This window comes from Stenotrophomonas sp. YAU14D1_LEIMI4_1 (assembly GCF_003086815.1).
GTDB lineage: Bacteria > Pseudomonadota > Gammaproteobacteria > Xanthomonadales > Xanthomonadaceae > Stenotrophomonas.
Genome location: NZ_CP025997.1, coordinates 1,692,496 through 1,706,618, shown reverse-complemented (window position 1 = coordinate 1,706,618; position 14,123 = coordinate 1,692,496). Strand labels below are relative to the sequence as shown.

Annotated in this window: 13 protein-coding genes; 3 read left to right on the top strand and 10 right to left on the bottom strand. The window is 66.7% G+C overall.

Annotation, left to right across the window (positions count from 1 at the left end):
* Positions 1-22 precede the first annotated feature (22 nt).
* The 3 genes from C1932_RS07990 to C1932_RS07980 form a co-directional block, all read right to left on the bottom strand.
* A complete protein-coding gene (locus C1932_RS07990) occupies positions 23-1,246 on the bottom strand; it encodes an efflux RND transporter periplasmic adaptor subunit (protein WP_199912013.1) in 1,224 nt (407 codons plus the stop codon).
* An 86-nt stretch (positions 1,247-1,332) separates the two neighbouring features.
* Positions 1,333-2,103 (bottom strand): SDR family NAD(P)-dependent oxidoreductase, encoded by a 771-nt coding sequence (locus C1932_RS07985; RefSeq protein WP_108752808.1) that lies wholly within the window; start codon positions 2,101-2,103, stop codon positions 1,333-1,335.
* Positions 2,100-2,327 (bottom strand): hypothetical protein, encoded by a 228-nt coding sequence (locus C1932_RS07980; protein WP_108751527.1) that lies wholly within the window; start codon positions 2,325-2,327, stop codon positions 2,100-2,102. Before C1932_RS07980 ends, C1932_RS07985 begins: the two co-directional genes overlap by 4 nt.
* A 146-nt stretch (positions 2,328-2,473) precedes the next feature.
* Here C1932_RS07980 and C1932_RS07975 point away from each other — a divergent pair, with 146 nt between their 5' ends.
* Complete coding sequence (locus tag C1932_RS07975) at positions 2,474-3,502, top strand: LysR family transcriptional regulator (protein ID WP_108749308.1); 1,029 nt, start codon at positions 2,474-2,476, stop codon at positions 3,500-3,502.
* Between the two features lie 207 nt (positions 3,503-3,709).
* Here C1932_RS07975 and C1932_RS07970 read toward each other — a convergent pair whose 3' ends face one another.
* Both C1932_RS07970 and C1932_RS07965 read right to left on the bottom strand, forming a co-directional pair.
* Positions 3,710-4,405, bottom strand: coding sequence for an OmpA family protein (locus tag C1932_RS07970; protein WP_108749307.1), 696 nt, complete (start codon positions 4,403-4,405; stop codon positions 3,710-3,712).
* Between the two features lie 139 nt (positions 4,406-4,544).
* Positions 4,545-5,960, bottom strand: a complete 1,416-nt coding sequence (locus C1932_RS07965; protein WP_199912012.1) for a deoxyribodipyrimidine photo-lyase — start codon at positions 5,958-5,960, stop codon at positions 4,545-4,547.
* Positions 5,961-6,065: 105 nt separating this feature from the next.
* Here C1932_RS07965 and C1932_RS07960 point away from each other — a divergent pair, with 105 nt between their 5' ends.
* A complete protein-coding gene (locus C1932_RS07960; RefSeq protein ID WP_108761771.1) occupies positions 6,066-6,650 on the top strand; it encodes a hypothetical protein in 585 nt (194 codons plus the stop codon).
* A gap of 19 nt (positions 6,651-6,669) precedes the next feature.
* On the opposite strand, the gene C1932_RS07955 is transcribed toward C1932_RS07960, so the two are convergent.
* From C1932_RS07955 to C1932_RS07940, 4 genes are read right to left on the bottom strand one after another with little or no spacing between them, the layout of a single operon-like run.
* The gene (locus tag C1932_RS07955; protein WP_108761770.1) at positions 6,670-7,284 is read right to left on the bottom strand and encodes an inorganic diphosphatase; all 615 of its coding nucleotides are present in this window, start codon (positions 7,282-7,284) and stop codon (positions 6,670-6,672) included.
* Between the two features lie 10 nt (positions 7,285-7,294).
* A complete protein-coding gene (locus C1932_RS07950; protein ID WP_108761769.1) occupies positions 7,295-8,659 on the bottom strand; it encodes a metallophosphoesterase family protein in 1,365 nt (454 codons plus the stop codon).
* A complete protein-coding gene (locus tag C1932_RS07945) occupies positions 8,656-9,780 on the bottom strand; it encodes a phytase (RefSeq protein WP_108761768.1) in 1,125 nt (374 codons plus the stop codon). Before C1932_RS07945 ends, C1932_RS07950 begins: the two co-directional genes overlap by 4 nt.
* Positions 9,780-12,341 carry a TonB-dependent receptor gene (locus C1932_RS07940; protein WP_108761767.1) on the bottom strand — a complete coding sequence of 854 codons (2,562 nt, stop codon included), beginning with the start codon at positions 12,339-12,341 and terminating at the stop codon, positions 9,780-9,782. Before C1932_RS07940 ends, C1932_RS07945 begins: the two co-directional genes overlap by 1 nt.
* Before the next feature lie 154 nt (positions 12,342-12,495).
* Between C1932_RS07940 and upp the strand changes: the two genes are divergently transcribed.
* On the top strand, positions 12,496-13,128 hold the full coding sequence (gene upp / locus C1932_RS07935) for a uracil phosphoribosyltransferase (RefSeq protein ID WP_108749301.1): 633 nt from the start codon (positions 12,496-12,498) through the stop codon (positions 13,126-13,128).
* Between the two features lie 102 nt (positions 13,129-13,230).
* Here upp and C1932_RS07930 read toward each other — a convergent pair whose 3' ends face one another.
* Positions 13,231-14,118, bottom strand: coding sequence for an MBL fold metallo-hydrolase (locus C1932_RS07930; protein WP_108761766.1), 888 nt, complete (start codon positions 14,116-14,118; stop codon positions 13,231-13,233).
* Positions 14,119-14,123: the final 5 nt, after the last annotated feature.

The window sequence follows — 14,123 nt, the reverse complement described above, 5'->3', positions numbered from 1 at the left end:
GGCAGCTAGAGGGAAACGCGGATCAGTGCTTCAGTGCGGCGGTCGCATCGCGGCCCGGTGCGGGGGCCGGCTGCGGCTGCATCGCCACCGCCTTGGCCTGCACCGGCATGCCCGGCATGAAGACCTTCTGCACGCCGTCGATGATCACCTTGTCACCGGCAGCCAGACCGTCTTCGACGATGCGCAGGCCTTCGGCGGTGCGGCCCAGGCGGACATCGCGCCGCTGCGCCTTGCCGTCCTTGTCGACCACGTACACGTACTTGCGGTCCTGGTCGGTCAGCACGGCCTTGTCATCGATCAGGCGGGCTTCGAACTGGCCGCTGCCCAGCAGCTGCACGCGCGCGAACAGGCCGGGGGTGAACTGGCGATCGGCGTTGTCCAGCAGCGCACGCACGCGGATGGTGCCGGTGCTGCGGGTGACCTGGTTGTCGAGGAAATCGACCTTGCCGGTGTGCGGGTAGCCGTCTTCGCCGGACAGGCCGACCTTCACCGGCAGTTCGCTGTCACGCTCGCTCGGGCGCTGGCCGTTGCGGGCCATCTGGGTGTAGCGCAGGAAGGTGCTTTCGTCGGCATCGAAGTAGACGAACACCGTGTCCAGCGACACCAGCGTGGTCAGCACGCTGGCGCTGTCGCCGGCGGTCACCAGGTTGCCGGCAGTGACCATCGCGCGGCCGGCACGGCCATCGATGGGTGCACGCACCTTGGTGAACTCCAGGTTCAGGCGCGCCGCATCCAGCGCGGCCTGCGCGGCCTGCACGGCAGCGCCGGACTGGTCCGCAGCAGCACGACGCTGTTCAGCAGTTTCGGTGGAAATGGCCTGCTGTTCGGACAGACGCTTGGCGCGCTCGGATTCGCTGCGTGCCAGGCTGGCCTGGGTGCGGGCGCGGGCCAGTTCAGCGGCGGCGCGATCGTACTCGGCCTGGTAGCTGCGGGCGTCGATGGTGAACAGGACAGCGCCCTTCTTCACTTCTTCGCCTTCGACATAGTTGACCTTGTCGATGTAGCCGGACACACGCGGACGCAGCTCGACGCTCTGCACGGCTTCAACGCGGCCGCTGAATTCGTCCCACTGGCTGACCTGCTTGACCAGTACCGGCGCGGCGCTGACCTGCGGCGGCGGCGGTGCACCGGCCTCTTCGGCATGACCGCCACTGCAGGCGGCCAGCACCGCCGCGGCAAGGATGGAGACACCGGCCATCGCCAGGCGATGACCGATACGGTGTGGAGGGGTGTTGGGGGAAGTCATGGCATGCATCCGTACGGAAGGGGTGGTGGTTCGGTGACGTGTTCGTTTTCTGGCGGCGTAGCCTGCGACCTCAACGATGGTTGAGGTCAAGCAACGCCTGCGGTGTCGCGCCACAGCGGTGGCAGGTCCAGGTTCAACAGCCCGCGCGGCAGTTCGGCATCACTGCTGTCACAGCGGACGATGGCGCGGTTGTCGCGGCAGCCATCCAGCAGGGACACCACGCGGCGGCCGACCAGCAGCGAGCTGGGCCATTCGATGCAGGCGTTGGCCGCATTGCTGGGGGTACAGACCGGATTGCCGACCTCCAGCATCTGCGCGCGCACGCCCATCGCCTGCGCTTCCTGATGCACCACCTGCGCGTACATGCGCAGCGCTGCGGTGGTGATCGAGGTTTCGCCGTAGCCGGCCCATGGCTTGGCACCGGCCGGACTGCCGATCAGCACGTAGCGGCGCGCGTGCGGGTTGTCCTGCAGCAACGGCAACAGATGGCGCGCGGCGTGCACGTGCGGCATCAGGTCGGCCTGCAGCGCGCCCAGCAGCGCATCGCCGCTGCGCGCGGTGACCCGGCCACGGTTGTACGGGCCGCCCATGGCCGCCACCACGGCGGCCAGCGGCCGCGGGCGCTGCGCCACGCGCTCGGCCACGGTGCGCGCCGACGCATCGTCGCTGAGCGAGCCGAGCATCGTCTGCAGGCCCGGCTCATCGGCGAACTGTTCGTGCAGTGCTGCCAGGCGGCCGGGATCGCGGCCGACCACCAGCACCGGGCTGCCGGCCTCCAGCAGCGCACCGACCACGCCCTGGCCGACCGCACCGGTGCCGCCGAGGACCAGGACCTCGGGGGTCAGAATCCCATTCACGGGACATTTCCTCCCAAATCCGGGATAGTCCCAATTCGACGCAGGCGATCACCCTGGCGCGGGGCCAGGCGGATGGAACCGCCACGCTGCTGACGCAGGGGCGCGGTAAACTCCCGGAAATCCTTGTGCACCAAGGAACTCGGGCGGACTTCCACGGTCATCGCCTGGTCCAGGGTGTCCTGGCCGGCAAGCCGGAAGCGGGCAAGAATGTTGCGCAGGCTCATGGCGGACGGGCTCCAATCAACGAATGGCGCCACGATAGACCTCAAACCTTTACTTGATTAGTCCGGATTAAGGGGAATAATCATCCCGTCTCCGGTCCAATCGTTCTGTCACGATATCCCCGTCCCCGGCGTCCAGGATCCCGATCATGTCCCACGATCTCAATGAAACCCTGATCTTCGTCAAGGTGGTCGAGCAAGGCAGCTTCATCGCCGCCGCCAAGTCGCTCGGCCTGCCCAAGACCACGGTCAGCCGCAAGGTGCAGGAGCTGGAAACGCGCCTGGGCGCGCGCCTGCTGCACCGGACCACGCGCCGCCTCGGCCTGACCGAAGCTGGTTCGATCTACCACGAGCACTGCCAACGCATCGCGCGCGAACTGGAAGAAGCCGAGAGCGCGGTCAGCCAGTTGCAGTCCGGCCCCCGCGGTTGGCTGCGCTTCACCGTGCCCTACTCGATCGGCATCACCTGGATCGCGCCGCTGCTGGGCCAGTTCCATGCGCAGTACCCGGAAATCCGCCTGGACATGCACATGGGCAACGAGAAGCTGGACCTGATTGCAGGCGAAGCCGACCTGGCCCTGCGCGTGGGTGCCCTGCCCGATTCCAACCTGGTGGCGCGCAAGCTGGGCAGCCTGCGCACCCAGGTGTTCGCCAGCCCGGCCTACATTGAACGCTACGGCGAGCCGCTGCACCCGGAAGAGCTGCAGTTCCACCGCATCCTGGCGATGCGCAAGCCGCACCACACCGGCAATTCGCCGCGCTTCACCTGGCAGCTGGGCGAGAACGGCGGCGAACTGCGCGACTTCCCGGTCACCCCGCTGATGACCGCCAACGATATGTCCGCCCTGAACGGTGCACTGGTGTGCGGCGAAGGCCTGCTGCTGACCGGCGATGTGATGGCCAAGCCCTTCGTTGAATCGGGCATGGTGCGCCGCGTGCTGGCCGGCTGGACCGGCCCGGAAGTGGACTTCAATGCGGTGTTCGCAGGCGGCCGCCTGGTGTCGCCGAAGGTACGCGCCTTCGTCGATTTCCTGGTGGAAAAGCTCAACTTCGATGCCAACTACATGCTGGCCCAGTGCCCGGCCGCGAAGCTGGCACAACGGCAGCAGGAGAAGGAAGACGCCGCGCTGGAAAGCAGCGGGAAGCGGATCCTGGAGAAGGTGACGGCCGCGGCGTGACGGGTGGTCGTCATCCAGGCCCCCCTTTTGTAGAGTCGAGCCATGCTCGACTGCTTCCGAGCGTGCCGACCAAGGTTGGCACCTACCAGGAGCCGGAGGCGGTGGGCTCCAGGGTGTGCCGAGCATGGCTCGGCACCTACAAAAAATGCCGCCTGCTAGGGCGGCATTTTTGTTCCGGCTTTGCCGGAACAGCAGTAACGCTGCGCGTCACTGCTTCAACGGAATCACGCGGATTTCCACGCGGCGGTTCTGCGCGCGGCCGGCGTCGGTGCTGTTGTCGGCAATCGGGTAGGCCTTGCCGGCACCCAGGGTTTCGATACGCACCTGCTGCACGCCCTGGCCTACCAGGTACTGCGCCACCGAATCGGCACGCTCCTTCGACAGGCGGTTGTTCACCGCATCGCTGCCGATGCTGTCGGTATGGCCGACCACTTCGATCATGGTCTGGTTGTACTCATTCAGCGTGCTGGCAACACCGTTGAGCGAGCTGTAGAACTGCGGCTTCAGCGCCGACTTGCCGAAATCGAAGGTGATGCCATCGGGCAGGTTCAGGGTGATGTTGTCGCCCTGGCGCTGCACGTCGATGCCAGTGTTGGCGGTGCGCTCACGCAGCGCGCGTTCCTGGCGGTCCTGGTAGTTGCCGATGGCCGCGCCGCTGAGCGCGCCGATGCCTGCGCCGATCAAGGCATGCTGGCGGCGTTCGGTGGCGCTGTTGCCGGTCAACAGGCCGGCCGCTACGCCCACGGCGGTGCCGATCAGCGCGCCACGACCGGTGCGGTTCTGCTGCTCGGTCGGGTTGCCGTACTGATCGCTCTGCACGTAGGAGCCGCCGGTGGCGCACGCACTCAGCGCGGCGGCAGTCATCAGGGCCAGTGCGACGTTGCGGGTGGTGTTGCGGATCATGGGTGGTCTCCTTGGATGCCGGCCGATGCGGCGTGCGAACGGTCAGGAGGATATACACGGCGGCGCGATGCCGGGATGATGAATGTGAAGGCCGGACGTGCTGCATTCAGCTTTCTGACCCGGCCTTCATCCAGCCTCTTTACGCCACGCCCGTGCTTCGGTAGGCCGCCAGCGCGGCATCGCGGCCGGCCGCCAGGTCGACCAGTGGCGTGCGCGGGTAGCCGGGCGCTTTCTCGGCCAGCAGTTGCGGGTGCTGCCACGGGGCGAAGCGCGCCTTCACCGGCAACGCGGCCAGTTCCGGTACCCAACGGCTGATGTAGCGCGCCTGCGGATCGAATTTCTCGGCCTGGGTGACCGGGTTGAACACGCGGAAGTACGGCGCTGCATCGGCACCGGTGCCGGCCACCCACTGCCAGCCCATCGTGTTGTTGGCCAGGTCCGCATCGACCAGGGTGTCCCAGAACCAGCGTGCGCCGTGCAGCCAATGCGCGCGCAGGTGCTTGCACAGGTAGCTGGCCACGATCATGCGTACCCGGTTGTGCATGTAGCCGGTGTGCCAGAGTTCGCGCAGACCCGCATCGACGATCGGCACGCCGGTGTTGCCACGCTGCCAATCGTGCAGCTGCGCGGCGCTGGGATTGGCCCATGGGAAGCGGTCGAAACGCGGATTGAGATTGTCGGTGGGCGTTTTCGGGAAGTGGTGCAGCAGGTGGTAGGCAAAGTCGCGCCAGCCCAGCTGGCGCAGGTAGCCATCGATATCGGCATCGGTACCGGCGCTGCGCAGGGCTTCCAGCGCGTGGGCGATGCGCCACGGTGCGATCTCACCGAAATGCAGGTGCGGCGACATGCGCGAGGTGCCTACGCGATCAGGCAGGTCACGCTGCTCGCGGTAGCCACGCAACGCACCGTCTTCGAACACCGACAGCGCTTCCAGCGCACCGGCTTCGCCCGGCTGCCAGTGCTCCCAGAAGCCGCTGTCCCAGTCCAGCGTGGGCGCCAGCTGCAGCGCGTCCAGCGCAAGGCCGTGTACCGCGTGCGCCGGCAGTCGCTGCGGCGCGGCCTGCAATGCGGGCAGGCGCCAGTGGCTGAGCACGTTGCGCCAGTACGGGGTGAATACCTTGTACGGCTGCCCCTGCTGGGTGGCGATATCCCACGGTTCGAACAACAGGCTGCCATTGCAGCTCTGCGCATCGATGCCCTGCTCGCGCAGCGTGCGCTTGATGGTGGCATCGCGCGGCTGGGTGGCCGGCTCGTACTTGCGGTTCCAGTACACCGCTTCGGCGCCGGTCTGCTCGATCAGCGACTGCAGTTCGGCCAGGCTGTCGCCGGCGCGCAGCACCAGTGCGGAACCGCGCGCACGCAGGTCGGCATCCAGCGCCGCCAGCGAACGGTGGCGCCAGGCATCGGACGCGGCACCCGGCATCCACTCGCCCTCTTCCTGCGGCGCATGGATGTACACCGGCACCACGTCATGCCCGGCATCGCATGCGGCCTGCAGGGCCGGATTGTCCTGCAGCCGCAGATCGCGGCGGAACCATACCAACGCTACCGACACGTGCATCGCCTTCGTTCTGAGTGCCGCACATGATAGCCAGCGACAGTGAAGGCCGTGCGCGAGGCGCGGTCTGCTAGGCTGGCCCGCCCGCCAGTGGAACGTTGCATGCAGGATCTACGTGACCGGTTCGCCGTGTTTGGGCCGTTGCAGGCGCAGGATGAAAACGATTGGCAGGGACCGTTCCCGCTGCCGCCGGTCGTGGCCCGCTTCTACGCGCAGGTCGGGCCCCTGGGCAGCGAGATCAATGCCAAGGTCGGCCATGCCGGCATCACCATTCCCGGGCTGGAGGTCTGGATTCCGCCCTTGCGGCGTCTGTGGAGCCACCAGGCCGGTTATCGCTGGCATGGCATCAGCGGCGAACCGATCGAGGACTGGCCTTCGAACTGGCTGGTGATTGCCGACCTTGGCGCCGACCCCTTCATCCTGGACGTGGACGATGGCCGCATTCTGTTTGCCCAGCATGGGCGCGGGCACTGGGATGCCGGCGTGTTCCTGGATGACCTGCCGACCTTGATGGCCGCGCTGGCCGCCGTCGGTGCGGTGTATCTGCAAGCCGGCGATGATCTCTACAACGATGACGACGAGGGCGGTATCCGCGCCGAGCACCAGGAGACAGCCGTGCAGGCGGTGGCCCAGGTGCTGGGCGACCGCCTGCAGGCCGAGTCGTTCATCGAGACGCTGCAGGGGTGAATCCACGCATGGCGTGGATCTACTTTTCGAAACGCTGCATCGCCTCGCTGATCACCGCCCGGGCCTCGGCCGCGTTGCCCCAGCCATTGAGCTGCACCGGATTGCGCCCGGCGGGCAGGTCCTTGTAGAGACGGAAGAAGGCTTCGATGCGCTGCCGCTCGATCTCGGGCAGATCGGCCAGGTCGCGGATGTTGGCGTAGCTGGGGTCCACCTTGTCGGTGGGCACGCCGATCACTTTTTCGTCATGCTCACCGTTGTCGATCATCTTCAGGTAGCCGATCGGACGGAAGCGCACGATCACGCCAGGATGCAGCGGCTCGCGGGTCATCACCAGGGCGTCCAGCGGATCGTTGTCACCGGCCAGGGTCCGCGGCATCGAACCATAGTTGGCCGGATAGGCCACCGGCATCGACTGGAACCGGTCCACATGGACCAGCCCATCTTCCTTGATCTCGTACTTGGTGAAGCTGCCGGCAGGGATCTCCACCGCCAGGTTCACTTCCTGCGGGGCCTGCTTCGGCTGCGCGGCCAGGAAAGGGTGCAGTACGGCTTCGGCAGCGGTGGCAGCCCCTGCCACCAGCAGCACGGCTGCGGCGAGGGCGGCCACCGGCACGAAACGTCGGGAGGTGATCATCGTTGGTTCCTCATTCCCAGCAGCGGTCAGCGCGACCCTTGGCAGTCTGCGCACGCGGGCATGCACGCGGGGTGATGCGCCCCTGCTGCACCTCCACCTTCTGCGTGCTGCCATCGGCAGCGCGGCGCAGTTCGAAGGCGTCGTACAGACGGCCGGTGACCGTGCGGGCTTCGTAACGCAGCTTCTGCGGATCGATGCGCAGCACCTGGAACAGCTGGGTGTCTTCGGCCACCGGGTCCATGGTCTGTTTCGCCTCGTCCGACAGCCGGTACTGCTTCGGCCCGGCCACGGTCACCACGTACTGCGGCGTAGCCGCCTGGCCTTCGCCACGACGGCCATAGGTGTGGTCGTGGCCCTGCAGCACCAGATCCACCTTGTGGCGACGGATCACCGGCTGCAGCACCTGCTGCAGTGCGGCGTTCTGGCGGCCTTCGCGCGGCGAATAGAACGGCTGGTGCAGCAGCACGATCGTCCAAGCGCTCGGGTTGCTGCCCAGCACGGTGTCCAGCCACTGCGCCTGCGCCTGTGCGGTGCCCAGGTCCAGCGCCGAGGTGCCATCGAGCACCACCACGCGCACGTCCTGCACGTCGAACCAGTAGGTACTGGTATCAGCCGCTGCCACACCGTTGCCCGGCAGCGCGAAGGTGACCGGCCAGTGACGGCCCAGCACACGGCGCTCCTGCGGCGTGTCTTCGAACTCCTCGAAGTATTCGTGGTTGCCGATGGCCGGCGCCACCAGCGTTTCCTGCGCCAGCCAGCCGGTGGCCGCGAACCATTCGCCCCACTCGCTATCGTCGGCGCCGTCGCCACCGCTGACCAGGTCGCCGGCGAACAGGCTGATCCGTGCATCGGGCGCGGCCTTCTGCGCGGCACGCACCACGCGGCTGACATGGCTCAGGTTCTTGTTCTGGGTATCACCGAAGTACAGCAGGGTCAGCGGCTGTCCCGCTGTACCTGCGGTGCGCAGCTGGTTCCATGCACTCCAGCCGCCATTGCCCTGCACGCGGTAGACATACAGCGTATCCGGCTGCAGCCCTTCCACCTGCACGCGGTGGTGGTGGGACAGGCCGTTCTCGCTCTGCAGCGTCTGCGTGCCCGCACGCAGCTGGCGCACGCCCTCGATGGCCGGCGAATCGCCAGCCACGGCCACTTCCAGCAGCGGCGACTGCACGCTGCCGTCGGTACGCCAGGCCACCGCGAATGCGTGCGCCGGATCGGCCGAAGGCGATGCCACGATGCGGTCCGGCAGTGGCGTGGCCGCGTAGTGGCGGCTGCCCTGCGGAACCTGGGTATTGGGCTCGGCTGCGGCGCCCGCCAGCAGCGGGGCGGCCAGCAGCAGGGCGACACTCAGCACGCGTATGCAACGGCCGCTCATGCGCCACACTCCAGCGGCAGCGAAAGCTGTTTGGCGATGGCCTGCCAATCGAAGGCGACGACGCCCTGGTCGTCATGCACCGCGTACAACGCGCCATGCGGGAAGCGTGGCGTGGGCCGCTGCATCATCCAGATGCCGTCGGTGTTGGCCACCGTATTGCCCTGGAACGCGCCGACCGGTTTCAAGGTATGGCGGTCGAACAGATGGAACACACTGCGTTGCTTGCCCTGTTCGGTGGTGACCCACCAGCCATCCTTGCCGCACGTGCGCAGCATCACGCCTTCGGCCTGCGCCTTGAACACATCGCGACCGAAGGTGGTGCCGGTGAAGCGACCGGCCAGGGTGTAGACCTTGAATTCGCTGGCGTAGCTTTCATCCTCTTCGGCAATCAGCAGGCGGTCGTTGGCCGGGTCACCCCAGATCGATTCGACCACGCGCAGCGCTCCGGCCTCGCTGGTGTCGCCGATGCTGGCGGCCAAGGTGGCTTCAAGCTTCATGCCATCGCGGCTGACGTGGTACTGGCGCACGCGCTTGTCCAGTTCGGCCAACGGCGGCAGGATGTCCTTGCCCTGCGCATCCTCGCCGTTGTCCCACGAATCGGTGACGTACACGCTGTAGCCGTCGGCCCGCTTGTCCACCCACAGGCCGTAGGGCTTGCGCAGATCCTGCGCACCGAACACGGCCAGCGGAGTGAAGTCGGGCAGCGAGAACACCTGCACGCGGTGGTTGTCACGCTCCACGATCCACAGCAGGTCATCGGTCACCGCAATGCCGTTGGGGCGATCGAACTGACCCAATGCGGTGCCGCTGCTGCCGACGTCGCGCAGGTGTTTGCCGTTGCTGCCATCGTAGACCACCAGCTTGTCGGTGGCCTTGGCGGTGGCGATCAGCCAGGTCGCGCCATCGGGCGCCTGCCAGCTGGCGGGCGAATCGATGTTGTCGGCCGGGGTCATCGGGGTCAGGAAGGCCTCGGCGATGGTCGCCACGGCTCGGGGTGCATCGGCGCCAGCGGTGGTCTGTGCGGAGGCGGCGCTGCCCGCATCCGGCGACGGTGCCGGGGTGCAGCCGGCCGCCAGGCAGGCGACCAGCGCGGTCGCCAGCAGGTTCATGCCGCGCGCCATCACAGGGCCACCTTCAGGCCGATGGCATAGGTGCGGCCATACTCTTCCAGCTGCAGGGTGCGCGAACGCGTGCCCTGGTACAGCTCCAGCGGCTTGTCCAGCAGGTTCTGTGCTTCGAAGTACATGCTGACGCGCGGGGTGAACTTGTAGTCCAGCGAGAAGTCCAGCTGGGTGTTGGGCGCCACGTAGATGTCGAACGCGCGGCCCTTGCCGATGCTGTCCAGGTATTCGCTGCGGTACACCGCGGCCAGGCGCGTGCTCAGACCATACTTTTCATAGCCGATATGGGCACTGTACACGTGCTTGGATGCGCGCGGCAGCATGAAGTCCTCATCGGCACGGTCTGCAATGCCGGCGTCGAATTCGGTATCCAGCCAGGTGCCGCTGGCACCGACCAGCAGGCCATCCAGCGCGCCTGGCAGGAACGACAGCTGCTGCTGCCAGTTCAGCTCGGCGCCGCGCACGGTGGCCTTGCGGCCGTTGATCGGCTGGGTCACGTCGAAGCCACCGTAGGCCGGATCATTGGTGCGCACGGTTTCCACGATGTAGCCGTCGATAGACTTGTGGAACAGACCGAGCGAAACGATGCCGGTGGTGCCCAGGTACTTCTCCACCGACAGATCGATGTTCTTCGACTCGTACGGATCCAGTTCCGGGTTGCCCAGGCGCACTTCTTCATCGCCACGGCTGTACCCGACGCGCGGCGAGACATCGCCGAAGGACGGGCGCGCGACGGTTTTGTTGGCCGAGGCACGCAGCACCCAGTCGTCGGCTGCGTCGTAGCGCAGGTGCAGGCCCGGCAGCACGTTGCTGTAGCTGCTGTTGGCCACCCGCGGGGTGACCGTGAAGCTGCGCCCGTTGGCGGCCACGTCCACCTGGTTGCCGATGGCCTGGAAGCGCGTGCTTTCCACACGCACGCCACCGATCACGCGCAGCGCACCGATGTCCCAGGTGCCCATGGCGTAGCTGGCGAAGATGTCTTCGCTGGCCACGTAGTCTTCTTCCAGCGAGGTCATCGCATTGCCGCCGACATCCTGCGGGCGGGCGCTGTACTGGCCGCCGTTGGCCGCCCAGTAGGCGCGCATCGCGTCCGAGCTCATGCCATCGCCCAGGTTGCCGTGGCGGTGCTCGGGCGAACCGGTGGTCCAGCTCGACAGGGCCACCTTCGGGCCGACGCGCAATTCGCGCTCATCCACGTTCACGTCGCGGTCGCGCCAACGACCCAGCAGACCGAACTTGATGCTGCTGCTGTCGCCGTCGAAACGCACGTTCACCTGCGCGCTGTGTTCCTTGTCGTTCACCTGCTTGGGCGACAGCACGAAGCGGTCGAACGCGTAGTTGCCGTTGTCCAGCCACTGCGGGTTGTCGAAGGTGTAGGTCGGCAGGCGGCTGCGCTGGTCGAGCGTGCCGTTGAAATCGTCGCCGTCCAAGCTGAAACGCGCTTCCATTTCATCGTTCACCCGTTCTTCGGTGCGGGTGTAGCCCACCTTGTAATCGACCACGGCGTTGGTGAAGGTGTTCTCGCCGCCGAGGCTGGCGGCGAAGGTGTTTTCTTCCTTGGTGCGGTAGCGCATGCGCTTGTCGATCGCATCGCCGGGCATGTCGTCCAGGCGGTACTGGTCGGTGCCGGTGCGGACCATGTCGGCATCGTCGAAGTTGAAGATCACCCTCTGGCGGGTCTCGGCATCGTCGAACTGGCTGTACAGCGTGCGCAGGTAGTACTTGCTGTACTCGCTGGGGCGCCAGTCCAGGTTGAGGTTGGCGCCGATGCGCTTGCGCTCGATCTCGTACTTGCGGTGCTGCAGGTTGATCGCGGTGACGTCACCGGGCGCGGCATCGTCCTCGCCGTCGTACTCCACTTCGCTGTTGTCCGATTCGAACGTGCGCTTCTGGTAGTTCACGCCCAGCGCCACGCCGAAGGTATCGGCGAACACTTCGCTGTAGTTGAAGGCCGCCTTGGGGCTGGTTTCACCCGACAGCTGCTGGTGGCTGGCTTCGATCTTGCCGCGCAGGCTGCGGCCATCGCGGTCGAAGGCCGAGGCCGATTCGACCAGCACCGCGCCACCAATGGCATCACCCGGCATGTCCGGGGTGGGCGACTTGACCACGCGCAGGCGTTCGGTCGAATCGGACGGAATCACGTCCAGCGGTGCGGCGCGGCTGGAATCTTCCGGCGTGCCCACGGCAATGCCATCCACGCTGACGCTGTTGAGGTTGGCATCCAGGCCGCGGATGACCACGAAGCGGCCTTCGCCCTGGTCGCGGGTCACGCTCACGCCCGGCAGGCGCTGCAGCGATTCGGCCACGTTCTTGTCCGGGTACTGGCCCAGCGCATCGGACGAAACCGCATCTTCGATCGCGTTGCTGCTGCGCTTCAGATCCACGGCGCGCACCTGCGATTCCAGCTGGGCGCGCACTTCGATGCGGTCCAGGTCGACCGCATCGGCGGCAACCGCGCCGGCACCGGCCACGACCTGCTGCCCGGCAGCGTGCAGCGGCGCTGCAGCCCCCATCGCCAGGGTCAGAGTGATGGCCATGGCCAGCGGAGTCTTGATATGCACGTTGAAGCCCCGTTCCTGTTAAGAATGGGTCTGCACGGTATGTCTGCAAGGTTGCACCGTCGTGACATGCCGGTGCAGCCGGCGGCGCCCGGCGTTTGGGTTCGGACCGGCGTTCCGGCAAAATGGAGCCCTCTCCCAGACCCCCTTTCCGACCATGAAGATCGTCGAAGTGCGCCACCCGCTGGTGCAGCACAAGATCGGCCTGATGCGCAACGCTGCGCTCAGCACCAAGGATTTCCGCGAACTGGCCAACGAGCTGGGCACCCTGCTGGCCTATGAGGCCACCGCCGACCTGGACACCGAACCGCACACCCTGCCCGGCTGGGCCGGCCCGGTCACCGTGCAGCGCATCGCCGGCGCCAAGATCACCGTGGTGCCGATCCTGCGCGCCGGCCTGGGCATGCTCAGCGGCGTGCTGTCGCTCATTCCGGCCGCGCGCGTGAGCGTGGTCGGCCTGCAGCGCGACGAAGAAACCCTGCAGCCGGTGCCCTACTTCGAGCGCCTGACCGGCCGCCTGGAAGAGCGCGACGCGCTGATCCTGGACCCGATGCTGGCCACCGGCGGCACCCTGATCGCCACCATCGACATGCTCAAGCGTGCCGGTGCGCGCCGCATCAAGGGCATTTTCCTGGTGGCCGCACCGGAAGGCATCGAGGCAGTGAAGGCGGTGCATCCGGACGTGGAGATCTACACCGCCGCGATCGATGCCCATCTGAATGAAAAGGGCTACATCCTGCCCGGCCTGGGCGATGCCGGCGACCGCATTTTCGGTACCCGCGTGGCGTGATCCACCCCCGGGGTCGGATCCCTTTCGCAGAAAGGGCTCTGACCCCGATGCGCGGATGCATCCCGCGCCAGTCGAGCAAGCTCGACTCTACGACCCCGCTACTCAGCCCAGCGCGCGGGCCTTCAGTTCGCCCTGCTCATGCAGGGTCACGAAACGGCCTTTTTCGTCGCGCCCCAGCTGGGCCAGGGCCACCTGCGGGTCGTGGGTGAAGAACAGATGGACGTTGCGCGCCAGCTTGTCTTCCAGGAACTGGCGCTTTTCGTCGATCAGCAGTTCGGCATTACGGTCGTAACCCATGGTGATCGGCACGTGCACCCAGGAGCGCCCGGGAATCAGATCGGCACAGAACACCACCCCGCCGTGCGGCGCTTCGTCAGCATGCGCATGGCCGACGATCTCGGCCAGCATCAACCCCGGCGTGTGGCCGTCGCTGTAGCTGAAGCGCACGCTGCGGCCCAGCACCTGCGAATATTCGCCCTCCACCACTTCCAAACGACCGCTGGCCTGCAGCAGCGCGGGCAGTTCGGCGATGAAGCTGGCCCGATCGCGCGGGTGCGGCTGCAAGGCCCGTTGCCAGTGCTGCGCACCAACCACGAAGGTGGCATTGGGGAACAGCAGTTCCGGGCCACGGCCTTCGGTCCACGGCGCCAGCAGGCCGCCGGCATGATCGAAATGCAGGTGGCTGAGCACCACCACGTCGATGTCTTCGTGTTCGAAACCGGCTTCGCGCAGCGAATCAATCAGCACATGCCGGCTTTCCTGCACGCCGTAGCGTTCGCGCATGCGCGGGTCGAAGAAGGCGCCGATGCCGGTTTCAAACAACACCGTCTTGCCTTCCAGCGGACTGGCCAGCAGCGCACGGCACGCCAGCTCGATGCGATTGAGCTCGTCCGGAGCCGCCCATTTTTCCCACAACGCGCGCGGCGCGTTGCCGAACATCGCCCCGCCATCCAGGCGCTGCGAGTTTCCACGAATTGACCAGAGTTTCATGCCGC